Below are 24554 nucleotides of genomic sequence, written 5' to 3'. Positions count from 1 at the left end.
TGTCACGCGCAATTCGATAGTTTGTGCGCAGGTGACCTGTCTACAGACAAAAAGAAAACCGCTTTGAGGAAAACCTCAAAGCGGTTTGTCTTGGCTGGGGCGGTAGGATTCGAACCTACGGTACACGATACCAAAAACCGATGCCTTACCACTTGGCCACGCCCCATCAGCGTGTGTGGCGCGGAAAATAGCGTTCCCGTCGCCAGAGCGCAACCCTCTATTTGAAGGTTTTTTTATCTATATCTCAGTCTGGAAAGGATGCGCCGATATTTGACAAAATCTGGGACTGTTCACAACGGATTTCGGTGGGAACAATCCACCAGTTTTCGTGCTGTGATGCGATGGCGTTTGCCGCCTTTTCTGCCTGTGTGGCGGTGTCGTAAATGGCAAAGCAGGTTGCCCCCGATCCTGACATACGCGCCAGTAAACAGCCTTCTTCGCGGGCCATGGCATTTAAAACATCACAGATGTCAGGCAGGATCGATGTTGCGGCAAGTGTCAGGTCATTTCCGCACTCCTGAAGATCCGCCGCAAGGGCGGCACCACTTTCATAACGCGTGTGAATGTTCCACAGGCCTTCGTCACTAAATCCGTCTTCTTCGCGTGCTTTGAAAATAGCTGGTGTTGAAACGGGCTTTCCCGGATTGATCAGGACAATCGGCAAGGGAGGTAAATCCGGAAGTTCGGTCAGTTTTTCGCCAATCCCCGACATCAGGGTCGCTTTGCCATGCAGACAAACTGGTACATCCGCACCAAGCGATAAGGCAATCGCGGAAAGCCGGTCGCCATCCAGACCAAGGTTCCACATCTCATACAGAAGGCGTATGGCTGCGGCCGCATCGGCAGAGCCCCCACCGATGCCAGATGCAACAGGCAGGCGTTTATCAAGGATCAAATCCGCACCAAGTTCGGTATTGGCTTCTTCTTGTAAAAGACGTGCAGCCCGAACGACAAGGTTGTCACTGGTGTGGTCGCTTGAAAGGGCGTCTGCCATCGGGCCAGTGACGGCAAGTGTAATCTTGCCGTCATTACGAAGCTCACCGCTTACAACGTCCCCGGCGGCTGTAAAGCAGACGAGGCTTTCCAAAAGGTGGTAGCCGTCGTCTCTTTTGCCTGTGACATGCAGGAACAGATTGATCTTGGCTGGAGCCTGCTGGCTATAGGTCGCGGACATCGGGTGTTTCTTCCCAAACGGTCAGTTTACGACAATCGGGTCTGTGCTTGGCACCTGGCCGTTGAGCTTGGCTTCTACTGTGGTGCGCAGTTCTTCTGTCGGGTTGAATGACAGCGCACGATGCCATTGGAAGCGGGCCTCGTGATAGCGTCCTGCCTGCCAATAGGCATCGCCAAGGTGATCATTGATGGTCGGATCATCGGGTTTAAGTTCGACTGCTTTTTCGAGCTGCGTCACCGCATCATCAAAGCGGCCAAGTTTATAATAAACCCAGCCAAGGCTATCGACGATGTAGCCGTCATCAGGCTGCAATTCGACCGCGCGTTTGAGCATGTCTTCGGCCTGATCGAAATTCATGCCCATATCAACCCAGCTATAGCCGAGATAATTCAAAACGTATGGCTGTTCGGGTTCAAGTTCGAGGGCTAGCAGGAAATCATATTCCGCCTTTTTCCAGAAGCCTGCACGTTCATGTGCGATGCCGCGACGATACAACAGGCGCCAGCCGACCTGACTGTCACCACCAAGTCGTGCAATCGCCTTGTCATAGGCGCTAGCCGCCCCGGCAAAGTCCTGTTGAATGCGCAGGATATCGCCAAGCTGAATAAGGGCGTCCGGGCGGCTATCGCGCTCGTTGACCATGTTTCTAAGCAGATCGACAGCCTTATCGGCCTGACCAATCTGTTCGAGGCTGGACGCGATACGCAGCTTTGCGTTCCAGCTGTGCGGGGATGTATCGGGGATTGAGCTGTAGACCGAGACGGCGGCGTCAAAGCGTCCCTGAATTTCCATGACCTCACCGACGAGCAAACGGGTGATGTCATCCCCCGGTCGCAACGACAGGGAATAGCGTGCCAGCAAAAGCGATGGATCAACGGCATTTTCCTGACTGAGCAGGGTTGCAATATCCAAGTAGGCTTCTGCCAGACCCGATGCCGGTGTCAGAACGGTTGCAAGCGGTGGGTCACCGCGTTCAAGACGTTTGAGGTGATAGGGCATCGCCAGCGATTGTGGATGACGGTCCATATAGCTTGCATACAGAAGGGCGGCTTTTTGTGTCTGGCCCTTGCGTTCATAAACAGCACCAAGTGCCTCGGCGGCGCGCAAAGGGGCGTCGGCCGGATCACCATATGCACTGGCAAGCGCGCGTTCGGCACCGTCGAGATCATCGAAATATGCCAAGATCAGGCCGCGGTGGTATTCCGAAAGCGGGTTAAGCGCGCCATTGCCTTCTATTTCATTTAGGGCCGCAAGTGCGGGCTCCTTGGCATCAAGCCCGGTATATAGCCATGCTTTGGCAAGCGGGGAGATCAGGGCGTTGATGCCACGTTGCGGCAAGCCCGATACAACATCCAGTGCTGCCTGAAAGTCATTATTTTGAATGTCGGCATCCATGACCGCCATGACGGCAAACAGGTCTTCCGGATTTTCGGCGTAAAGCTGACGTGCGATGTCTTCGGCATCGGCAATGCGGCCATCTGAAATCAGCGCAAGGAAGGCGCGACGACGCAGTTCCTTGTTGTCAGTGTCCAGCTCATGCGCGCGCAAAAGATATTTTGCGGCGTAATCGGTGCTGTTTTCAATCTGTGCGGCTTTCCCGGCAAGGAAGTTACCCGAGAAACCATCGCTTTGCGGATATTCGAATTCTACCTGCCCGCTATCCTTTGGCATGGTGCCACAGGCCGACAGTGCAAGGGCCGTCATCGGAATGATGATGTGTAACAATTGACGTTTCAAAGGCTTATCCTGCATCCGCAATTCGGGTTTGGCATCGCTACATTCTAACAAGTGCCATATTGAATCTCAGGGGTAGCCTACTCAGTCGGCAATTATAAGGCAAAGCATTTGCAACAACGTAAAGCTGTCTTTGGCAACGTTCTTAACCGATAGCCGGTGCCGATATGCTGTGACTAGCAGTAAAGCGGGCGTTTTGCAGGGATATCAAGCTGTTTGCTGATGATGTCGCGCGCCTGTTTGGCAAATTGTGATTTCTGACCAACCGGTGCGACATACTCCAATATCGAGATGGCTTTATGGATCCCGACGTATTTGGCCAACATCCAGCCGGCCAGATAGCTTGACGACAAACACCCGCCACTGGTCACGATATTACCCTGTGCAACAAGCGGGCGGTCTTCTATGACGGCATCGGTACGGGCCAAAACGGGACGGGTTTTGGTGTCAGTTGTAATGGTGGCGGGCAGAATTCCAAGACGATGCAGGAATAAAACCCCGGAGCATTGCGCGCCGATCAATTGACGTGACGGATCAAGTGAAAGCTTTGCCATTAATTCAGGCGTATTGATCTGATCGCGGGTGTGAATGCCGCTGCCAAACAAAACAGCGTCAGCCTTCGCAACAAAAGAAAGTGGTTGTTGAACGGTAACGGTCACACCGTTCATCGACGTAACGGTTTCACCCATGCCGGTTATTTCAGCGCAAACACCATCGGCCTTTGCCCGGTTCAAAATCGACAGGGCGACAAAACTGTCAATCTCGTTAAAACCATCGAGTGTGACGATTGCAATCTTCATGGTGTTCTGCCCGCGTGTAAGAAAAGGGCGGGTATTGAACGCTTGGATTGTAACTTAAACAAGAAAAAACTTGTATAGGGTGTGCCATGGCGGGACGATGTGCCATCATCGACAGGGGCAATGTCGTAAAATAAAAAGGGGCCGCAAATCTGCGGCCCCTTTTGTATGAGGATAAACCTGATCAGGTTTACATGTTCGGGTAGTTCGGACCGCCGCCGCCTTCTGGCACGACCCAGACGATGTTCTGGGTGGGGTCCTTGATGTCGCAGGTTTTACAATGCACACAGTTTTGCGCATTGATCTGGAGGCGGTTGCCACCGTTTTCTTCGTCTTCGACAAACTCATAAACACCCGCCGGGCAGAAACGGGCCTCGGGCCCGTCATACACCGCAAGGTTGGTGCTGACCGGAACACTGGCATCTTTCAATGTCAGGTGGATCGGCTGATCTTCGCTGTGGTTGGTGTTTGACAGGAAGACAGACGAAAGTTTGTCAAAAGTGATTTTGCCATCGGGTTTCGGATAGTCGATCTTTGGCATTTCACTGGCAGGCTTCAGGCAGGAATGATCCGCATGGTTTTTAAACGTCCAAGGGGCCTTGCCGCCAAACAGATATGTATCAACCGCACTATAGGCCATGCCGCCCCAGAAGCCCCATTTGGCAAAGCTTGGGCGGATGTTGCGCACTTTGTGCAATTCAGGATACACCCAGCTGTCTTTCAGGCGCGCCGGATAGCTTTCCATCGAGGCCGGAACTTCGTCGGCGGTCAATGCTTCAAATGCGGCTTCGGCGGCAAGCATGCCGGTCTTCATCGCGGTATGCGACCCTTTGATCTTGGGCACATTCATGAAGCCTGCCGAACAACCGATCAGGCATCCACCCGGGAAAACCAGATCCGGGATCGACTGGAAGCCGCCTTCGTTGAGTGCACGTGCGCCATAGGAAATACGACGGCCGTTTTCGAAAATCTTGCGGACCGTCGGGTGGGTTTTAAACCGTTGAAATTCGTCAAACGGGCTTAAGTGCGGATTTTCATAATCCAGACCGATGACGAAGCCGACAACCACCTGATTGTTATCAAGGTGATAGAGGAACGACCCGCCATAGGTGTCCTTATCAAGCGGCCAGCCGATTGTATGCTGGATCAGGCCTTCCTTGTGGACTTCCGGATCAACTTCCCAAAGTTCCTTGATGCCGATGCCATAGGTTTGTGGGTCGGAATTTTTGCGCAGATCAAACTTTTTGATCAACTGTTCGGACAATGACCCACGGCATCCTTCGGCAAAGAAGGTGTATTTGGCATGCAGTTCCATGCCCGGCTCGTGGTTCGGGCCCGGTGTGCCATCGCGCTGAAGGCCCATGTCGCCAGTCGCAATACCCTTGACCGAGCCGTCTTCGTTAAACAGAACTTCGGCAGCAGCAAAACCTGGATAAACTTCAACGCCAAGGGCTTCGGCCTGTTCGCCCATCCAGCGACAGACGTTGCCAAGGCTGACAATATAGTTGCCCTTGTTGTGCATCTGGGGCGGGGTTGGCATCTTTTGTGCGCCCGTCTCGCTCAACATCATGAACTGGTCTTTGCCCGCCGGAACGTTCAGCGGCGCGCCGCGTTCTTTCCAGTCCGGAAACAGTTCATTCATGGAGCGGGGCTCCATCACAGCACCCGAAAGGGTGTGTGCGCCAACTTCGGAACCTTTTTCCACCACACAAACGGTGATTTCTTTTTCCTGTTCCTGGGCGAGTTGCATCAGCTTGATGGCAGCCGACAGACCGGATACACCAGCGCCGACGACAACCACGTCAAATTCCATGGATTCGCGTTCCATTTGGCCTCTCTCCTTTGGTTGCCAACCATATCAGACTGTTTCCGTCCGTTTGGTTGCAAGCCGGTATTCACCGATCAGGGTCTCGCCCAAGCCCTGATTTCTCACATTTAGCCTTTTAATCGGTAAAGCTATACCGATTTGAGGCGCGTTTGTATATGGTACAAGTGGATCAAAATCGTTAAAGTCGGTCCAAATATCAGTGCGCCATATACAGGTGCGCCGCAACATACACCGTCTTTGTGTAGATGAGCAAACCAATTACAGATTTTGATGTAAATAATCTCGATCCATTTCAGGCGCTGATTTGGCAGTATGAAATGGGTGTTGACGAGGCGATTGCTGACGAGCCGCTTGATCGTTTCAAGGCGTCGGAAAGCCTGAGCCGCAATGCTGCAAACCGTCCGGGCTTTGCGCCTGCGGCGGCGAGCAGCCGACCTGCGCGTGGTTCATCGCCCGCAGCAGCGCGACCGGCAAACGTTCCGTCGGGTGGTGCCGGTGCTGGTGTGCAATCCGCCCCGATTGATGGCGGGTTCCTTTTATCCGATACGCCCCATGAAGCACGCCAGTCCGCCCGTGACGCGGCAGCGGCGGCCAAGACGCTTGATGAACTTAAGGACGCGATCGAGACGTTTGAAGGCTGCGCGCTCAAGAAATCGGCCAGTAATACGGTATTTGGCACGGGAAACCCCGAAGCCAAGCTTGTGTTGGTCGGTGAAGCTCCCGGTGCCGAAGAGGATCGTCAGGGACTTCCATTTGTTGGACCAAGTGGCAAGCTTCTTGATGCGATGCTGCGGTCCATCGGACTGTCGCGTGAAGAGGTTTACATCACCAATATCCTGCCGTGGCGGCCACCGGGAAACCGCCAGCCCACCACAGCCGAAACGGCGGTGTGCGAGCCGTTTGTTCGGCGCCATATTGAGCTGATCGCGCCCAAAGTCGTGATCTGTCTTGGTGGAAGTTCGGCCAAGGCCCTGATGGAAGAAGATCGCGGCATTACCCGTTTGCGCGGAACGTGGAAAGAACTGATCTTTGCGGATGGGGCCAAGGCCGATTTGACGGCGATGTTCCATCCCGCTTATCTGTTGCGCACGCCAGAGCAAAAACGTTTGGCGTGGCGCGATTTGCGCGCGACGGCGCAAAAGCTTTGATGATTTCGCGTTTTGGCGTCCCTGCATAGGAGATATGCAGGCTAGCGGTGTGTCCTTGCGGTTCCTCGCCAAGTGATTGATTCTGGATAAATCATTTCGCTGTTTTGGTGTTTCCTGCTATAACAAGCGCCATCACGCGGGGGGAACACCGCAAGCAACGGGTTGCGACATCAAACTGCTTCGGGATAAATACGCGGCTTTACGATAAAGCTGCGTTGGGGAAGATACTGATTTTGATCGAAGCAATAAGAACGAACTTGCTTGGTGCGCAACGTGCACTGGGGCGGGGTCTTATCATCGCTGTTTTCGGTGCCGTGTCATTTGCCATGGTTGCACCGTCACCTGCTGTCGCCAAGACGCAGGAACAGGCAGCCTTGGGCAATCCCGATCTTGGTGATGCGCTTTCGGGTTCGCTTCCAGAACCACTTTCCGAGCGTGACGCAGAACTTTACGAACAGATTTTTGCCGTGCAGGAGCAGGGCCGCTGGAAAGATGCGGACCGCCTGATTTCGCGCCTGAATGATGATGTCCTGATGGGGCATGTGATGGCGCAGCGATATCTGCATCCGACGGCCTACCGTTCGCGTTACAAGGAACTTAAGGACTGGTTGGCGAAATATGCCGATCTTCCGCAGGCACCACGCATTTATAAACTGGCCCTGACCCGCCGTGGTTCGGCAACCTATCCGAAAAAGCCGGTTGGCGGCTATGTTTCGGGGGCCGGATACGATTACGAAGACATCCGCCCGTATTATCACAAGTCCACCAAAAGCCTGTCGTCCAAGCAGCGTTCGCGTCTTTCGACGCTTAAGCGTCGTATCCGTCATCGCATCGGCAGTGGCTGGCCGACCGGGGCGTTGCAGGTTCTTGAAAGCCAGGAAGCAAAGCGCCTGTTTGATGCCTATGAACAGGATCAGGCACGGACGTCAATTGCGTCGGGATACTATTATTTTGGCAAGCCCGACCTTGCCTTGAAATTTGCCGGTGAAGCCGCAAAACGGTCTGGAAAATACCTGCCGCAGGCGCATTGGACTGCGGGCCTGACTGCATGGCGTCTGGGCAAGATGGATACATCCCATCAGCACTTTGTGGCTTTGAGCACCAATGAATACGCATCAAGCTGGACCCGTACTGCCGGTGCATTCTGGGCCGCACGTATTGATTTGGCCGCCGGGCGCTTTGAAGAAGCTGACACGATGCTAAACCGGGCGGCGGAATATCCGCGCTCGTTCTATGGCTTGCTTGCGATGCGCGCCCTTGGACGCGACGATGTGTTTGACTGGGATAGCCTTGAGCTTGATGAAAATCGTGCGAACAAGCTGAAGCTTGATCCGCACGGGCGTCGTGCACTTGCGTTGTTGCAGATTGACCAGCGCGATGAAGCCGAACGTGAATTGCGTAAAGCCGCGGCCTCGGATGATGATGCGCTGCGTCGTGCGGTTTTGTCATTGACCGATACGGCGAATTTCGCATCCCTGACCATGCGGTTGGGCAGCTATATCGCGCAGAAAACCGGCGAAGTGATCGTAAACGCGCTGTATCCGGTCCCGCCATGGGCGCCGGAAGGCGGCTATGAAGTTGACCGGGCACTGATTTATGCGTTCATGCGTCAGGAATCGGGTTTCAATACCGATGCGCGCAGTCATGCCGGTGCACGCGGATTGATGCAGTTGATGCCCGCTACGGCAAGCTATATCGGCAACACCCGTTATCGTGGTGCCAAACGTGCGGAGCTGTATCAGCCGGAAATCAACCTGTCGCTTGGGCAGAAGTATGTTGATCATCTGCTTGAACAGAACGGCGTTGATAATGGCGTTTTGCAGTTGATGGCGGCGTATAACGGTGGCATTGGCAATCTTGGTCGCTGGCAGAAGGCGCTTAAGGATAACGTCGATCCGCTTTACTTCATCGAAAGCATCCCGTCGCGCGAAACCCGTCTGTTTGTTGAACGGGTTATGGCCAATTTCTGGATGTATCGTTCGCGGTTCGGTCAGGAAGCACCGTCACTTGATCTGTTGGCGGCAGGAAGCTGGCCAACCTATCAGCCCCAGGACAATGCACCTGATAGCGGCCTCACCGCAGAGCGTTAACCGGCATCAATTTCAATCATGGCTGAAAACACCAACAAGCCCGGTTCGGATGGTTCGCATAGAACGGATCTGGGAACCGTGCTTGACCGGATTCCCATGCCGCCTATGAGCGGTGAAGAAGCCCTTCGCCGGTTTGATGAGCAACGGTCTTCTGATCTGGGGGATGGCACGCGCGTGCCACCTCAAAGTGAGCTGTCGCAACTTCATCCCGTCATGCGTCTGTTGGCGCTTGTTGGCACATTGGGATTGATAGTCGGCGTGTTGATCGGTGTTTTGTATCTGATTGGGCGTTGAGAGGCGCTTGATCTAAAGCGGTTGGGGCGTTCGGGCTGCCTCAACACCCTGCCGAATGAAGCTATTCAGCCTCAACCTTTTGATCGACTTTTTTCTGAAGCGCCTTGATCTCGCTCTCAGTGGCATTGCCCAGTGGATCATCCTTGGGGATGTCACGATGAAGGTCGCTTAGGACGCGCAGTGCCTGTTCGGATTTGTCATCCTGTTTAAGCATCATGCCATAGTAGTAGCGCGCCAGAAGATGGTTAGGCATCTGCCCAAGGGCGTGCAGCACCAGATCGCGTGATGTGCTATCGATCTCGCCGTTTTGCGCGGTAATCCGGGTATCGGCATATTCAATCGCCAGAAGTGGATTGTGCCCCGAAAGGGCATATGCCCGGGCAAAGGCCGCAACTGCGCGTTCGACATTCCCCAGACGCAGCGATCCACGTGCCAGAACGATCCAGCCTTGCAAGTTACGTGGATTAACTTCTAACGACAGGACGATCTGGTTGAGCAATTTTCGGATTTGCTGATCTGTTTTGTAGTTCGGATCGGTCACATTACCTGCCGCGGCGGCGGCCGCCGCCAGATTGCGTTCGCCGTCGCGATCAGCATATGGCTGTGCTGGGAGGGTCGGGTTGCCCAAAAATATGTATAGGCCCATGGCACCAATCACCGGCACAACCGCGATGCTCACGCGTCCAAGCGACCGTTTGGGTTGGTCATCTGTTTTGGGCACGCTGACATAGATCACAAAGCTGACCATGCATGCCAGAACAAGTAAGCCAAGCCAGATCACAGACGATCTCCGATGGACATTTTAGGATGTACCAGACAGAAAGGTCGCATCATTTCGAGCCGTCTTTTTGTGCTGTTTCGAGGATTTCATTCAGGCGCGTTTGTTCGTCCTTGGACAATTTATCTGGTTTGGCACCGGATTCGCGCTGTTTGCGGCGATAGAAGGCGGCAACCGCAATCAATGCAAGGATTGTCAGCACAATCGGACTTGCCCACAAAACATATGTTTCGGGTTTAAGCGGCGGGTTCAGCAAGACATAGTCGCCGTACCTTGCAACGATGTAATCGATGACTTGCTGATCTGTATCACCGGCAACCAACCGTTCGCGTACAAGAACACGTAGATCGCGCGCAAGGTCGGCATCGGAATCATCAATTGACTGGTTCTGACAGACAAGGCAACGCAGTTCCTGACTGATGTCGCGCGCCCGTTCTTCGAGCACAGTGTTAGATAATATTTCATCAGGATTGACGGCATGGGCCGGGCTGCTGAGCAGCAAGGGAACGGCAAGCCCGATGACACCGAGTAATATCAGGAAAGGCCTGTTCATCCTTTTAACTCCGCGATTTTCGGCAGCAGAACTTTTTCAAGAACTTCTGAGGTGACCGGGCCGATGTGCTTGTATTTGATTTGTCCCTGACCATCGATGATGAAGGTCTCAGGAACCCCGTAAACCCCAAAATCAATCCCGGTGCGACCTGATAGATCCATGCCGACAGCCTGATAGGGATTGCCAAGTTCTTCAAGCCACTTAACGCCGTCCTGTGGATCTTTTTCCTTATAGTTCAGACCAAAGATCGGAACGTCTGCTTCGCTTGATAATCGTTTGATCATTGGATGTTCCGCCCGACACGGGATGCACCAGCTGGCAAAGACGTTCAGCACGGAAACTTTGCCTTTGGTAAGATCGGCACGCGACAGGCCCTTATCCGCACCCGGCAACGGCGGCAGCGAGAAATCAGGGGCTGGTTTGTCAATCAGGACAGACGGAACAACCGAAGAATCCTTGTCGATATTGATCAGGAATATTCCGGCCAATGCCGCAAACAAAACCAGCGGGATCACAGCAAGCGAGAATCTCATGAAGCGGGAACTCCGTTCTTCCGAATGCGCAGGAACATGCGCGTCAGGATGCTGATACTGCCACCAATCAACATCAAAATCATGCCAGTCCAAACCCACGGCATCATGGGTAAAAAGCGTACCGTTACAATGCGCCCGCCATCTTCGGAACGGTCGCCAACCGAAACATGGACGTCACCGTCACGTCCATGAAAAATGTCGGCTTCGCGGGTTTCCGTTCCCCGGATCGGGTAGTAGCGGATTTCAGGAAACAGTTCAGCCACTGGCAGGGAATGATGATAGAGGATAAAGGTTGCCTGACGCGTGGCATAGTTTTCACCCGCAAGCAGGGCAACGCCTTCGTATTGCAAGTTGTAGGGGCCAACCTCAATGCTTTGTCCCGCACGGGCTGACAACACAACCTGTTCTTCCCAGACGGCACTGGCCGACCCGCCGGCAATCAGAATGGCAAGGCCGATATGGGCCAGTGTCATGCTGATATACCGCGGACCAAGAAGCTGCAGGTTGCGGTATTTGCTTTCGCCGTGATCGGGTTGATGCCAGAGGCGCGCCCAAAGGTCACTTAAGGCCGCAGCCAGTATCCAGCCAGCAAGGCCAATGCCAATTAACGGCAAAGGTGAAAGATCGATAAAGCGGATCGACACAAACAGCACAATGATGAGCGAAAGCATCACGGCAAGCTTCATCCGCCGTCCGATCAACCACAATTCATCCTGCCGCCAGCGCAAAACGGGGGCAAACCCCATGATGAACATAAGCGGTAAGACAACCGGTAAAAGGGCTTCGACGTAGAAGGGCGCACCAACGGTAATGTTCTCGCCGTCAACCCAGCGCAGGACGAGCGGATAGATCGTACCAATCAGAATGACGGCAGCAATCAGCGACAGTGTGACGCTGCTCAGGAACATGCCACTTTCGCGCGATACAAAGCCAAAAGCCTTTTGCTCGGCCATGCGATCCGATTGCCGCCAGAACAGAAAATAGGCTGCACTGAACAATAGACAGAAACCAACCAGCAAAGCGGTACTATCTGCTGACTGCGACAGCGTTTCGGTCAACGGACCCAAAAGGTCCGAACGGGTCAGGTAAACTCCGAACCATCCAACAGCGAAGGCAGACACACCAAGGAAAGCTGTCCAGCTTTTTAAGGTATCGGTCTTTTCAAGCACAGCCCGGCAATGGACAAGTGCGGTGGTCAGAAGCCAGGGGATCAGAAGACTGTTTTCAGCTGTATCCCAATACCACCAATTCCCCCATGCCTGCTGACTATAGGATCGGTAGGCGTTGATCGCGATTGCCAGGCCAAGAAACAACCATGCGCCAATGACCCACGGGCGCAGTGTTTCAGCAAAGCTGCGATCAATTTTATGGGTTAGAAGCCCGGCAATACTCACCGTGAAAATAACGGTTAATCCGGCCAGACCAAGATAAAGAACCGGTTCACGCAAGATGCGCAAAACATCCTGACTTTGCGGGCTCATACCACGGCCATCCAACGGTGCGACAGCGACCCGCAAAAACGGATCAGCATCAATCAAGGTCACAAGGGCGAGGATCGCTATGACAAGCCCAAGGATTGAAAGCGCATTGGCGATAAAAAGACTATCGCTGCTCGCAGTGGTTGGCGTGTTTGATGCCCGGCGAAAAACCTGCAGGGCAAAGACAATATTTGCCAGTGCGGTTGCCAGCACCCAAAGCAACATCGCCCCGCCATCGGGGGTGAAGGCCGCACCAACCCGAAACAGCAAGGGGGTGGAAGAATGGCTGACATCGGCAACAATCGGCAGGCTGAAGTCACTGACAACAAACGCATGGATCAGTGCCGCCTGCGACAGGATCCCCAAGGCCAGAATAATCAGCGGCAGGGCAATCAGGTTGTTGGGGAACGGGGTTGGGAGTGCCGACGAATGAGGTGTGGTATCGGGTTCGTGGACGTCAGACAGTGCTTCGTTCCCAGAATTTCCTGAAACGGCTGTGACGGCTTTGGTCCCGAATGACAAGGATGCAACAATTCTGCCTGCGTGCAGCCTAAGAGGGCTAAACAGCAGGGCCTGGCTGAAGCCGGCCACCAGAATCAGAAGCAGGGCAAAATGTCCGAACTCTGCAAGCATCTGCGGTTAAGGCTTCCCCGAATTTAATTTGCAACCACCGTGGTTCTGCCCGCCCGCAATGAATTGATTTGCGGGTGTGATGATGGATGCAGTGTTTTCCTTATGCACGAAGCTGGATTTTATGATGGCAGAATGTGGCTTAATTGCGCATTTGCTTTGCGTTCTTTGCTTCGATCTCTTCCCAGTATCCGCTTTTTTTAAGGGATTCGGCAACCTCTGGCGGCATATAGTTTTCATCATGCTTTGCAAGGACCTCTGACGCGACAAACGTTCCGTTGGCGTTCATGTGTCCTTCGGCAACAATGCCCTGACCTTCGCGGAAAAGATCGGGCAGGATGCCGCTATAGGCAACGGTAACCGATTGCGCCATGTCGGTGACGACAAAGGCTATGGTTTTACCATCCTGAAGTTTGGTGACAGTGCCTTCTTCGACCAATCCACCGATCCGCAAACGCTGATCCGGGTCAATTGGTGATTTTTCGACAATTTCGGACGGGCTGAAGAAGAACACAACAGAATCTTCAAACGCCGTCAGCGCAAGGGCCGCTGCCCCGGCAACGGCAAGCAGTACGGCACCGATGATATACATCCGCTGGCGTTTGCGGGACTTGGCGCGGGAAAGGGACACGTTTGATCTCCGATCAGGTTGCCTTGCGGCTTTTTCTGTTGCGACGCTGGCGTTTGGTGTGCAGCACCGTTTCAAGTTGATCAAGTTCACGGCGGCTATTGCGTAATCCACGCAAGGTGGCAAGCAGGAGCACAATCATCGCAATCGCAGTGACACCATAACTTGACCAGATATAGCTGCCATATCCCCCCATCGAGAAGAACTCACTCATTGGCTTGCCTCCGCGTTGTGACCCGGATCATAGGGTTCGGCGTCTTGGGCAGTGTCATCAAACATGCCGCTCAGATGCAGGGCGCGAATGCGCCGCTCGTTAAGCTCCAGCCGGACACGTAAAATGAGTACCACGAAATAATATCCGGTAAACCCAAGGATCATCAAAGCCAGAGGCAATTGCATGCTTGGATCAACGGCCGGTCCATCCATGCGCACAATCGATGCCGGCTGATGCAAGGTGTTCCACCAATCGACCGAGAATTTGACAATTGGCACATTGACTGCCCCAACCAAGGCCAGTGCCGATCCGGCCTTTGAGCCACGATCAGGATCATCAAAAGCATTCACAAGGGCGATATAGCCAAGATACAGGAACAACAGGATTAGCATGGAAGTCAGACGCGCATCCCAAACCCACCATGTGCCCCACATCGGTTCGCCCCAAAGTGATCCGGTGATCAGGCACAAGGCGGTAAAGGTGGCGCCAATCGGTGCGGTAGCCCGGGCGCAAATATCGGCAAGTGGATGTTTCCAGATCAGGCTCATCGCGCCACAAATGGCCATCCCGACATAGCAAAAAAGCCCCATCCATGCCGACGGTACATGCAGATACATGATCCGGACAGTATCGCCCTGCTGATAATCAATGGGTGACGCGAACAGGGCGAAATAAAGCCCAGCGGCAATCAGCATTGCCGTCGCACCCGCCAACCACGGCAGGATTGGCGCTGTTAGTTTTAAGAACACACTTGGTTTGGCGAAGCGATGCATTTTCTCTTGTCCGATGTGCGGGGTGTGCCGCAGAAGTCGTTTGTTTGGTGTTGCGGTTATTCCATAGCCTGACGCAGGGCATGTGCGGTGGCAAATGGTGTTGCCGCAAGCGCAAGCAAAAGGATTGCACCCATTATTTGTAACTGTGCCGTTGCCGACATTCCAAGCAAAGCAGCCTCAACCGCACCGGCCCCAAAAATCAGGATCGGAATATAAAGCGGTAAAACCAGCAAGGATACCAAGACCCCGCCGCGTCGTGCGCCCAATATCAGGGCTGCGCCAATCGCACCGATTAAACTAAGGGCCGGTGTGCCCAGCAACATTGCGATCATCAGGACGACAAAGCCGTCCGGGTCCATGTTCAACATCACCGCCATCAAGGGGGCTGCGACAATCAACGGCAGTCCAGTGGTCAGCCAATGGGCAACAACCTTGCCCAAGACAACAACCTCCAGCGAGATTGGCGACAATGTTAGCAGTTCTAATGTGCCATCCTCATAGTCGGTTTGAAAAACCCGTTCGAGCGATAACATCGCAGCCAACAGGGCAGAAACCCAAATGACACCCGAAGCAATGCGCGCAAGAATGTTGGCTTCCGGGCCGACACCGAATGGAAACAACGTGGTGGTGACGATGAAAAACGCGACCACCATAACGGAATCCGCACCCTGACGCATGGCAAGCTGCAAGTCACGCCGCAATATTGCAGTAAATCCGTTCATTGCGCGGCCCTTTTGGGATCAGATCGCATACCGTCATCAGCCGGGGTATCGTGATCTTTGAGCCACTCCATCATCGGGATGGCAAATTTATCAAGATCAAGAAGCGTGGGTTCTTTGACCGCCAGATCAATGTGGGTGGAATAAATCACAATGCCACCCTTGGCACGGAAGTCGGCGATCAGTTGGGCAAGCTCATTGCTGCTTTCGCGGTCAAGGCCAACGGTTGGCTCATCAAGAAGCCATAAATCAGCGTGGCCGATCAGAATACGGGCAAGAGCTGTGCGGCGTTTCTGACCACTTGATAGATAGCGGCCCGCCGTACGTGAAAGATGATGAATTTCAAGCGCATGCAGGGCGGTGTCGATTTCGCGGTCAATATCATCCACACCGCGCAGCTGCCCCCAAAGGTGCAAGTTGTCGCGTACGGACATTACGGGCTTAATCGCGTCCTGATGGCCGAGATACTGCAAGCGGGCATGATGGGCGATACGGTCGCTATGGATGGGTTCATCATTCCAGGTGATCTGGCCTGAGCGTGGGATAAGAAGTCCCGCCATCAGGCGCAACAGGCTTGATTTTCCTGCACCATTGCGTCCGCGCAGCATGATCGCGTCACCGGGATTGGCCGCAAAGGAAAGCTTGCCAAAAACCAGTCGCTCACCACGAAGGCAGGTCAGATCAGAACCGCTAAAAACTGCCATATAACCCGTTCTATTGTCGGAAGTCGCATCGCATCACGTCATTCTATAACGCGTTAGGGCGTAATGTTCATGCTTTAACCGACATTGACGGCAATGACATTGTTTCAAATCAATCAAAAAGACAGTTGTGTTTGAGGGGATTGAAATTCTTGGGCAGGGCATCAAGCGGTGTACCACAGACGGGTAAACACATTCCAAATCGTGGGATTGGGTAATTTACCGGTGTTTAGGGTGCGTGGGGTGTGGTCGCCAAAGTGCGCGACGTCAGAACCGCACCATCGAGGCCGCGATGATGGGGCCACCAAGCCCTTGTTGCACCAGAAGGGCAACGCCGCCGTCACCAGCCGTTTTCATGGCAAAGGTGCGTTCATCCGCCGAACCGTTCCAGGTTCCCAGATCGATCATTTCACGTACGACATTGGCGTGTACCAGATGTTTGCCAGCATTTTCACCAGATCTAACATCACGGGCATGTTCGCGGTCAAACCCTACCAACCACAGCTTGAGGCTTGGTGTGCGCTCAGGCGTGCTTAAGGATTGCAGGGTTATGGTCCCGGTCGCAGGGTGTTGTTGGTCGTGATTTTCGAGCAACAAGGTGGCAACATCGTACAGTGGTTCTGCGCTGTTGCTGGTGTCACCGATTCGCTGCTTTTGGGTGGCGCGAACGACATGTTCCCCATTGATGATAGCTTGCGGCGTATAGACGTATCTTTCGCGCATGTGTTGCGCATATTCACGTTGGCGTTCGCTAAACATGCTGTCGGAAAATGGGTCGGTCCAGCCAAGATAGTTCCAGTAATCGACATGGTACGACAGCACCAGAAGATCGCTACGTTCCTGATTTAACTCATAAAGAACACGGTCGGCAGGCGGGCAGGAACTGCACCCTTCCGAGGTGTAAAGCTCGACAACGGCGCGCGGGGTAATGCTTTCGCTTGCCATCAGGGGGGTGGAAAACCCGACAATGGCAAGTGTAAGCGCAAATATGAGGGGGCGAGTGTGTTTCATGAGCCTGATGATGCCCCAAAAGCGGCATCAACCCCTAATCACAAGACCTTGAAAGCTGTTTGAAGGGATTTGAGACAGATTTTTGCGCTTTTGGGTGGAATTTCGAAAGGAGATTTCCAAAGATTGATGCTATCAGCTGCGGACCAATCGGGACCATTGCGGATGCATGGTGACGTCGTGAGGCGGGGAAATCGCCTTTACGTTAAAAATCAGGAACCGGTCTGTCGGCGGGAGCATCATTCCGGCAAGATCGGTCCGAAACAAGGTTTGCAGGTACATGATTAAACGTGAACACTGGGGCTCTCGCCTTGGATTTATTCTGGCGGCTGCGGGCTCAGCTGTCGGTCTTGGGAACATCTGGAAGTTCCCGTATATGGCAGGTGCCAATGGTGGAGGCGCCTTTTTGGTGATCTATCTTGGGCTGGTCTTTACGATTGGCCTTTCGGTCATGCTGGCTGAATTTGTTATTGGCCGTATGTCAGAAAAGAATGCAATTGGCGCATTTGCCAAACTCAAGGGCGGGCTGTGGCCGATCATTGGTGTGTTTGGTGTGGCTGCGGCCTTTATCATTCTGTCGTTCTACAGCGTTGTCGCTGGCTGGACGATTTCCTACATGATCAAATCTGTGACCGGCGCACTGGCGGTCGAAGACCCGGCGGCACTTGGCGACATTTTTGGTACCTTTATTGCTGATACGACTTCGCCGCTGATTTTCCATGCGGTCTTTATGGCCTTGACCGTCTTTGTTGTTTTGGCCGGTGTTGGCAGCGGTATTGAACGTGCATCAAAAATCCTGATGCCGGCATTGTTTGCGTTGCTGATTGTATTGATTGTGCGTTCGGTGACGTTGCCGGGGGGCATAGAAGGTGTTGCGTTTTTGCTGTCACCGGACTTCTCGAAAGTCACATGGTCGACGGTTTCCGATGCATTGTCGCAGGCCTTCTTCTCACTCTCGCTTGGTATGGGGGCGATGATCACGTATGGGTCGTACCTGTCAAAGAAGGAAAATTTGCCGGGATCGGCAGGTTGGGTGACGTTGCTTGATTTTGCGGTTGCGGTGATGGCGGGTCTTTTGATTCTGCCGGCTGTTTTTGCCTTTGGCTTTGATCCGAGTGCCGGTCCGGGCCTTACTTTCATCACGCTTCCGGCTGTGTTTGCGCAGATGCCTTTTGGCGCGTTCTTTGCCTTCCTGTTCTTCCTGCTTTTGGCAATCGCGGCACTGACATCAGCGGTTTCGATCCTTGAAGTGGTCGTTGCTTATTTCGTCGATGACCGTGGGATCAGCCGTAAGTCAGCAGCCGTCATCATCGGGTTTGTGATTTTCCTGCTGGGCATTCCTTCGTCGCTGTCGATGGGTGTGATGGGAGATGTGAAAATCATTGCGGGCAAGAACTTCTTTGATCTGATGGACTTGATCAGCTCAAGCCTTCTTTTGCCAATTGGTGGCCTGTTTATTTCGCTGTTTGTCGGCTGGGTTGTCTGGGGTAAGGCACAGGAAGAAATTGCGGCGCATAATGGCGTCATTCCAATATGGGTCGGCGCATGGGGTGTGATTGTCAAATTCATCGCACCGATTGCAATTGCCTTCATCCTGCTCAAGGGACTTGGTGTTTTCTAAGCCAAAGAAACCTGGATATCGGTGATCTTTTTGAAAAGGGCGGGGTAATCCCGTCCTTTTCGATTTACGGTGCCAAGGAGTGTTGATTTTTGGCCAATGCACTGATGTCTTTCGCCGACATCGGCTTGCCCAGAAGGTACCCCTGGATCAAGTCGCAGCCTGCATTGCGGAGGAATGACAACTGGTGATGGTTTTCCACACCTTCTGCAACGCAGGTCTTATCAAGGTTCTTGGCCATATTGATGATGGTGAGTGCCAGTGCCTGACCGTCTTTGCCATCATCGATATCAAGGACAAAGCTGCGATCAAGTTTGATGCTGTCAAAAGGCAGGCTTCGCAGATAGCTCAGACTTGAAAATCCAGTGCCGAAATCATCGAGCGAAATCTTGACGCCAAGATCGTGAACGCGTTGCAGTTTGGCGCGCATATCGTCGATGTTGCGCATGAACAGGCTTTCGGTGATCTCTATTTCAAGGCGGTTTGCCGCAATCCCCTTATCGAGCAAGATGGCGCGTAGCTGTTCGGCAAAATCAACTGTGCCATAGAATTGCTGCACCGATACATTGACGGCAAGCCGCAGGTTCAGCAGTCCTTGTTTGCGCCAATCGACCAGTTGGCGGCAGGCTGTTCGCATGACCCAGCGTCCCAATTCACCGATGATACCGATCTCTTCGGCGATTGGAATGAAGGTGGAGGGCGGAATGATTGTGCCGTCTGGCGTCGTCCATCTTAGCAGGGCTTCGACGCCACAAAGTTCTTGGGAACAGGCATCAAATTGTGGCTGATAGGCCAGATAAAATTCCTGATTGTCGAGTGCGTGGCGCAAGGCCGTTTCCAAGGCAAGTGCTTCGCCTTTTTTGGCATGCAGGCCACGGCTGTATCGGCTGACACGGTTGCGTCCCTGTTCCTTGGCCTGCATCATTGCCAGTTCTGCATTACGCAGCAAAGTACTGGTGTCGTTGGCGTCTTCGGGGAAGCAGGCAATGCCAATGCTTGCTGAAAGATAAAGATCAGTTCCCTTTCGGGTCAGGTGCGGTTCGCCCAACCGACCAAGCAGACGTTCCGACAGCATGCGTGCTTCGTTGGCTGTATCGATATCAGGTAAGATCGTGGCGTATTCATCTGCGCCGACCCGCGCGACAACAGCGTCCGGACCAAGTTCGCGACCGATACGGCGTGCAACTTCAATCAGGACATCGTCGCCGTCCGTATGGCCAAGCGCACTGTTGACCCGTTGGAAGTTATCGATATCAAGCATGATCACGGTCAGGCGCATGCCGTGATGGCGTGAACGGCCGATATGATGTGATAGGAGTTCTGAAAACCGCCGACGGTTTGGCATTCCGGTTAGTTCGTCGGTGTGTGCCAGACGCAGGATATCTTCGCGATTTTTTTCCCGGCCACTGATGTCGGTGAAGATTGATGCATAGTGACTTGTGGTGCCATCTGCATCGCGGATGGCCATGATCGATAACCATTCGGGATAGACTTCGCCCGACTTTCGGCGGTTCCAAATCTCGCCTTCCCATTTTCCCGTGCGCAGAACATCAGTCCAAAGCTTTTTGTAAAAGGCCTTGTTTTGACGCCCCGATTGCAAAAAACGCGGATTTTGGCCGATAACTTCTTCGGCCTGATAACCGGTGACGCGGGTAAATGCCGGATTGACGGCCTCGATAGCGCCAAGCGCATTGCACACCATCACACAGTCTGGTGATGTTTCGATAAGTTTGCGCGCCAGCAAGAGTGAACGTCTGGCTTTGGCGCCGTCACTGTTTCTGTCTTCGGTGAGTGCGCGCAGATGTGAAAAATAGTCCTGTTCGATGAATTGTAGCAAGTCGGCAAAAGATAAAACGCCGATCACTTCCTTATGACGATTGCGCACGACAAGATGGCGGATTTTGTCACGCAGCATGATGTTACGTGCATCGTTGAGGTTAACGTCGTGCGTGACTATTTTGACGGGACGCGTTGCAATGTCACCAGCTGTTTGTGCGTCACGCCCCTCAACCAAATGACGCAAGATATCGCGTTCTGTGATGATGCCGGTTTGCTGCGCGGACGGAAGATCCGGGTTGAAGCCCGTGACGATTGCATTGTCGCATTTTTCTAGATGCATCTTTAACCGCAAGTCTTGGACGGGGATCTGCGCATCAACAAAAAGCGTTGAACTTCGAATAGCCGTTTCGACATCGTTGGCACTAAGAGCCTTGCTGACCGCGACCTGACGGATAAGGTCGGTTTGGCTGATGATACCTGCCAAATGACCCTGTTCATCGACCGTGATGAGGTGACGGACATTAAGATCACGCATCCGAACAATTGCAGTTTGCTGGCTGGCGTGAACGGAAATGGTGTGGGCCGGGCGCGACATGCGGTTTTCAATTGGGGCGATAAGGGCTGAGTAGCTGTCAGCGGGAAGCGACAGGATGTCTTTTTCGGTGATGATCCCGACGGGTTTGTTCGATCGTACAACCACAATCGAACTGCAGTTGTTGTCTTTCATAAGTGCAACAGCCCGACCCAGAGGCAGGTCAGGGGCGCAGCTTAGGACCTTTCCGGGCGACAGCGTTCCAACGGTCAAAGGATCACTTTGACTGTCATCAAGGTGGGGGCGTGTCATTTGAACCTGCAAATGTGCGTTGTGAACCTTTGGTTGTGGTGTGGCGGCCAACTCAACCATTGTCACTATCTATCAGAGTAGGTGCTTCTGAGAATTGTTCTGGATCAACGCCGCACTGTGGAAGTGTTCTGAAAAGATAAAAGATATTCCAACGAAAACACCCCGCCGGAAAACCGGCGGGGTGCAAGACGATCAGGCTATTGATTTCAAATTGAAATCAGGCAGCTTTCATCATGTTACGCAGAACGAACTGCAGAATGCCGCCGTTCTGGTAGTAGAGAACTTCGTTCTCTGTATCGATACGGCAGGTGGCGATGCACTCTTCGGTGCTGCCATCTTTGCGCGTGATGCGAACCGTGACGTCCTGAAGCGGGGTAATGCCATCGGCAATGCCCAGTACGTCGAAGGTTTCCGAACCATCCAGTTTATAGGTCTCACGACCTTCACCATTTTTGAACTGCAGTGGCAGAACGCCCATGCAGACCAGGTTGGTGCGGTGGATACGCTCGAAGCTTTCCGCGATCACAGCTTTGACGCCAAGAAGATTGGTGCCTTTTGCGGCCCAGTCACGTGACGAACCTGTGCCGTATTCTTTACCGGCAACAACCACCAGCGGGGTGCCTTCGGCCTGATAACGCATTGCAACGTCATAGACCCAGCCTTGATCCCCGGATGGATAATGAACCGAAACACCACCTTCGGTGCCCGGTGCCATCTCGTTGCGGATACGAATGTTGGCAAAGGTGCCGCGCATCATGACTTCGTGGTTACCACGACGTGCGCCATAAGAGTTGAAGTCGCGAACGGCAACGCCATTGTCCTTGAGGTATTCACCTGCAGGGCTTTCTTCCTTGATCGAGCCGGCCGGAGAAATGTGGTCGGTGGTGACAGAGTCACCGAGGATCAGGAGCGGACGTGCGCCGTGTACTTCGGCAAAGTCACCCGGTTCTTTCGCCATGTTGACGAAGTAAGGCGGGTTCTGGACATAGGTGGAATTGTTGTCCCAGAGGAAGGTTTCGCCTTCGGTGACTTCGATGGCCTGCCAAGGCTTCGGACCGGCAAAGATGTTGTCATAACGATCTTTGTACATCGAAGCCGAGATCGAGGTTGCAATGGTGTCTGCGATCTCTTTGTTGGTTGGCCAGATGTCTTTCATAAAGACGTCTTTGCCATTTTTGTCGGTGCCCAGCGGATCGTTGTTCAGGTCGATCTTCAGGTTGCCGGCAAGAGCATAGGCAACAACCAGCGGCGGTGAGGCAAGGTAGTTTGCCTTAACGTGCGGGCTGATGCGGCCTTCGAAGTTACGGTTACCAGACAGAACTGCCGTTACCAGCATGTCCTTGTCTTCAATCGCACCGGCAATCGGTGCGGAAAGCGGACCGGAGTTACCAATACAGGTGGTGCAGCCAAAACCAGCAACGTTAAAGCCGAGCTGATCAAGATAGTCCTGAAGGCCTGCTTTTTCGAGGTAGTCGGCAACAACCAGCGAGCCCGGTGCGAGCGAGGTTTTCACCCACGGTTTGCTCTTAAGGCCAAGTTCGACAGCTTTTTTCGCCAGAAGACCTGCTGCAATCAAAACACTCGGGTTCGAGGTGTTGGTGCAGGACGTGATCGCAGCGATAACGACGTTACCGTCTTTCATGTCGAAGTTTTCATTCGAAACCGGAACGGAGCGGTCGGCATCAACACCCGGTGCCATGTCGGCAAAGGTGTCTTTGAAGCTCGTCACGGCATCTTTTAGCAGAACACGGTCCTGCGGACGCTTCGGACCTGAAAGGGCTGGCTCGACAGTTGAAATGTCAAGTTCAAGCGTTGCGGTGTATTCAGCTTCATGTGCCGGGTCGCCCCACATGCCCTGTTCTTTGGCATATGCTTCGACCAGTGCAATCTGGTCTTCGTCACGGCCGGTCGAACGCATGTAGTTCAGCGTTTCGTCATCAATCGGGAAGAAACCACAGGTCGCACCATATTCCGGAGCCATGTTACCAATGGTCGCACGGTCCGGCAGGCTCATGTTTGCCAGCGCATCGCCATAGAACTCGACGAATTTGCCAACAACGCCTTTTTCACGCAGCATCTGAACGACACGCAGAACAAGGTCAGTTGCGGTGATGCCCTCTTTCATGGAACCGGTCAGCTTAAAGCCGACAACTTCCGGGATCAGCATCGAAATCGGCTGACCGAGCATCGCGGCTTCGGCTTCAAGGCCGCCAACACCCCAACCCAGAACGGCAAGGCCGTTAACCATGGTGGTGTGTGAGTCTGTGCCAACCAGTGTATCAGGATAAGCAACGGTTTTTCCGTCTGCGTCTTCACCGGTCCAGACGACCTTGGCAAGATGCTCAACGTTCACCTGGTGGCAGATGCCTGCTCCGGGTGGGACGATACGGAAGTTGTTGAAGGCATTCTGGCCCCAACGCAGGAAGCCATAACGTTCGCCGTTACGTTCGAACTCGACTTCCATGTTTTTGTCGAGCGCGTCGTCGGTACCAAAGAAGTCGATCATGACCGAATGGTCAATGACGAGGTCAACCGGTGAAAGTGGGTTCACCTTCTGGGCGTCACCACCCATGTTGACAACGGCATCGCGCATTGCAGCAAGGTCAACAACAGCCGGAACACCCGTGAAGTCCTGCATCAGGACGCGGGCCGGACGGTAGTTGATTTCGTGGCTGCTTTTGCGGGCTTTCAGCCAGTCGACAACAGCTTTGACATCGTCGGTTTTAACAGTGAAATCGTCTTCGTAGCGCAGAAGGTTCTCAAGAACGACCTTCAGCGTGAACGGAAGTTTGGAAACGTCGCCGAATTTTTCGGAAGCAGCTTTCAGGCTGTAATAGTCGAAGGACTTATCCCCGACTTTAAGCGTGCGGCGCGTATTCAGGTTGTCTTTGCCACAAATGGACATCAGACCCTCCTCAAGGTGGTTAAAAGGGCTTGTCGTGACAAGACACCCCGACCGTCGGTGCGCCGAGCGGTGGGCTATCTGTATCTCGTGACGCGGGTCACGGCTACATATGTATGTGCAACGGCGTTACACCACAAATCCCCATGAAAGTCCAGACCCGGAAAAGGGGTATTCGGGAAAACGCCCTGATCGCAGCATATTGGCAAAGCACAACAAGTATTCAAAAACCTATAGTCGATATGTGAGGTGGTCATTCGCCTTTCAATGGTGGGATGAGGATGCTTCGAGTCTATCTGCTCACTTTACCCTGGGGCCTTGTCATCGCGAC

General features: G+C 53.5%; 20 protein-coding genes and 1 tRNA gene. 4 read left to right on the top strand and 17 right to left on the bottom strand.

What is annotated here, in order from left to right:
* Positions 1-91 precede the first annotated feature (91 nt).
* From AC0VXT_RS17460 to AC0VXT_RS17440, 5 genes are all read right to left on the bottom strand, one after another.
* Positions 92-166, bottom strand: a tRNA-Gln gene (locus AC0VXT_RS17460).
* A 78-nt stretch (positions 167-244) separates the two neighbouring features.
* Positions 245-1174 (bottom strand): 4-(cytidine 5'-diphospho)-2-C-methyl-D-erythritol kinase, encoded by a 930-nt coding sequence (locus tag AC0VXT_RS17455; protein ID WP_475546440.1) that lies wholly within the window; start codon positions 1172-1174, stop codon positions 245-247.
* Between the two features lie 21 nt (positions 1175-1195).
* Entirely contained in the window at positions 1196-2911 is a 1716-nt protein-coding gene (locus tag AC0VXT_RS17450) for a tetratricopeptide repeat protein (RefSeq protein ID WP_475546439.1), read from the bottom strand.
* A 173-nt stretch (positions 2912-3084) separates the two neighbouring features.
* Positions 3085-3708, bottom strand: a complete 624-nt coding sequence (locus AC0VXT_RS17445) for a DJ-1/PfpI family protein (RefSeq protein WP_475546438.1) — start codon at positions 3706-3708, stop codon at positions 3085-3087.
* A 187-nt stretch (positions 3709-3895) separates the two neighbouring features.
* Positions 3896-5533 carry an electron transfer flavoprotein-ubiquinone oxidoreductase gene (locus tag AC0VXT_RS17440; RefSeq protein ID WP_101299047.1) on the bottom strand — a complete coding sequence of 546 codons (1638 nt, stop codon included), beginning with the start codon at positions 5531-5533 and terminating at the stop codon, positions 3896-3898.
* Between the two features lie 245 nt (positions 5534-5778).
* Between AC0VXT_RS17440 and AC0VXT_RS17435 the strand changes: the two genes are divergently transcribed.
* The 3 genes from AC0VXT_RS17435 to AC0VXT_RS17425 all read left to right on the top strand — a co-directional run bounded on the left by AC0VXT_RS17435 (position 5779) and on the right by AC0VXT_RS17425 (position 9065).
* Positions 5779-6681 (top strand): uracil-DNA glycosylase, encoded by a 903-nt coding sequence (locus AC0VXT_RS17435; RefSeq protein ID WP_475546437.1) that lies wholly within the window; start codon positions 5779-5781, stop codon positions 6679-6681.
* 215 nt (positions 6682-6896) lie between these two features.
* On the top strand, positions 6897-8771 hold the full coding sequence (locus AC0VXT_RS17430; protein WP_475546436.1) for a lytic transglycosylase domain-containing protein: 1875 nt from the start codon (positions 6897-6899) through the stop codon (positions 8769-8771).
* A gap of 18 nt (positions 8772-8789) precedes the next feature.
* Positions 8790-9065, top strand: a complete 276-nt coding sequence (locus AC0VXT_RS17425) for a hypothetical protein (protein ID WP_475546435.1) — start codon at positions 8790-8792, stop codon at positions 9063-9065.
* A gap of 61 nt (positions 9066-9126) precedes the next feature.
* Here the strand turns inward: AC0VXT_RS17425 and AC0VXT_RS17420 are convergent, their stop codons facing one another.
* The 10 genes from AC0VXT_RS17420 to AC0VXT_RS17375 all read right to left on the bottom strand — a co-directional run bounded on the left by AC0VXT_RS17420 (position 9127) and on the right by AC0VXT_RS17375 (position 17083).
* Entirely contained in the window at positions 9127-9846 is a 720-nt protein-coding gene (locus AC0VXT_RS17420) for a tetratricopeptide repeat protein (protein ID WP_475546434.1), read from the bottom strand.
* A gap of 49 nt (positions 9847-9895) precedes the next feature.
* Positions 9896-10396: a cytochrome c-type biogenesis protein gene (locus tag AC0VXT_RS17415; protein WP_475546433.1), complete on the bottom strand. Its 501-nt coding sequence runs from the start codon at positions 10394-10396 to the stop codon at positions 9896-9898.
* The gene (locus tag AC0VXT_RS17410) at positions 10393-10929 is read right to left on the bottom strand and encodes a DsbE family thiol:disulfide interchange protein (protein ID WP_417825126.1); all 537 of its coding nucleotides are present in this window, start codon (positions 10927-10929) and stop codon (positions 10393-10395) included. The genes AC0VXT_RS17415 and AC0VXT_RS17410 overlap by 4 nt, the downstream gene beginning before the upstream one ends.
* Positions 10926-13040, bottom strand: a complete 2115-nt coding sequence (locus AC0VXT_RS17405; protein ID WP_475546432.1) for a heme lyase CcmF/NrfE family subunit — start codon at positions 13038-13040, stop codon at positions 10926-10928. The genes AC0VXT_RS17410 and AC0VXT_RS17405 overlap by 4 nt, the downstream gene beginning before the upstream one ends.
* A 139-nt stretch (positions 13041-13179) precedes the next feature.
* Entirely contained in the window at positions 13180-13629 is a 450-nt protein-coding gene (gene ccmE, locus AC0VXT_RS17400; RefSeq protein WP_240626311.1) for a cytochrome c maturation protein CcmE, read from the bottom strand.
* Positions 13630-13681: 52 nt separating this feature from the next.
* Positions 13682-13879, bottom strand: coding sequence for a heme exporter protein CcmD (ccmD, locus tag AC0VXT_RS17395; RefSeq protein WP_022731031.1), 198 nt, complete (start codon positions 13877-13879; stop codon positions 13682-13684).
* The gene (locus tag AC0VXT_RS17390; RefSeq protein ID WP_101299067.1) at positions 13876-14652 is read right to left on the bottom strand and encodes a heme ABC transporter permease; all 777 of its coding nucleotides are present in this window, start codon (positions 14650-14652) and stop codon (positions 13876-13878) included. The genes ccmD and AC0VXT_RS17390 overlap by 4 nt, the downstream gene beginning before the upstream one ends.
* 56 nt (positions 14653-14708) lie before the next feature.
* Entirely contained in the window at positions 14709-15374 is a 666-nt protein-coding gene (ccmB, locus tag AC0VXT_RS17385; RefSeq protein WP_475546431.1) for a heme exporter protein CcmB, read from the bottom strand.
* A complete protein-coding gene (ccmA, locus tag AC0VXT_RS17380) occupies positions 15371-16075 on the bottom strand; it encodes a heme ABC exporter ATP-binding protein CcmA (RefSeq protein ID WP_475546430.1) in 705 nt (234 codons plus the stop codon). Before ccmA ends, ccmB begins: the two co-directional genes overlap by 4 nt.
* Positions 16076-16339: 264 nt before the next feature.
* On the bottom strand, positions 16340-17083 hold the full coding sequence (locus AC0VXT_RS17375) for a DUF1223 domain-containing protein (protein ID WP_475546429.1): 744 nt from the start codon (positions 17081-17083) through the stop codon (positions 16340-16342).
* Positions 17084-17360: 277 nt separating this feature from the next.
* On the opposite strand from AC0VXT_RS17375, the gene AC0VXT_RS17370 reads away from it, so the two are divergent.
* Complete coding sequence (locus AC0VXT_RS17370; RefSeq protein ID WP_475546428.1) at positions 17361-18701, top strand: sodium-dependent transporter; 1341 nt, start codon at positions 17361-17363, stop codon at positions 18699-18701.
* 64 nt (positions 18702-18765) lie between these two features.
* On the opposite strand, the gene AC0VXT_RS17365 is transcribed toward AC0VXT_RS17370, so the two are convergent.
* Together AC0VXT_RS17365 and acnA are read right to left on the bottom strand one after the other, a co-directional pair.
* The gene (locus AC0VXT_RS17365) at positions 18766-21321 is read right to left on the bottom strand and encodes an EAL domain-containing protein (RefSeq protein ID WP_475546427.1); all 2556 of its coding nucleotides are present in this window, start codon (positions 21319-21321) and stop codon (positions 18766-18768) included.
* A gap of 217 nt (positions 21322-21538) precedes the next feature.
* Complete coding sequence (acnA, locus tag AC0VXT_RS17360; RefSeq protein ID WP_101299075.1) at positions 21539-24226, bottom strand: aconitate hydratase AcnA; 2688 nt, start codon at positions 24224-24226, stop codon at positions 21539-21541.
* Positions 24227-24554 lie beyond the last annotated feature (328 nt).

The sequence above is a fragment of the Thalassospira sp. Z349TD_5 genome, assembly GCF_056173045.1.
The sequence above is the reverse complement of the archived record's forward strand: the minus strand, read 5'-3'. Positions and strand labels throughout refer to the sequence as shown.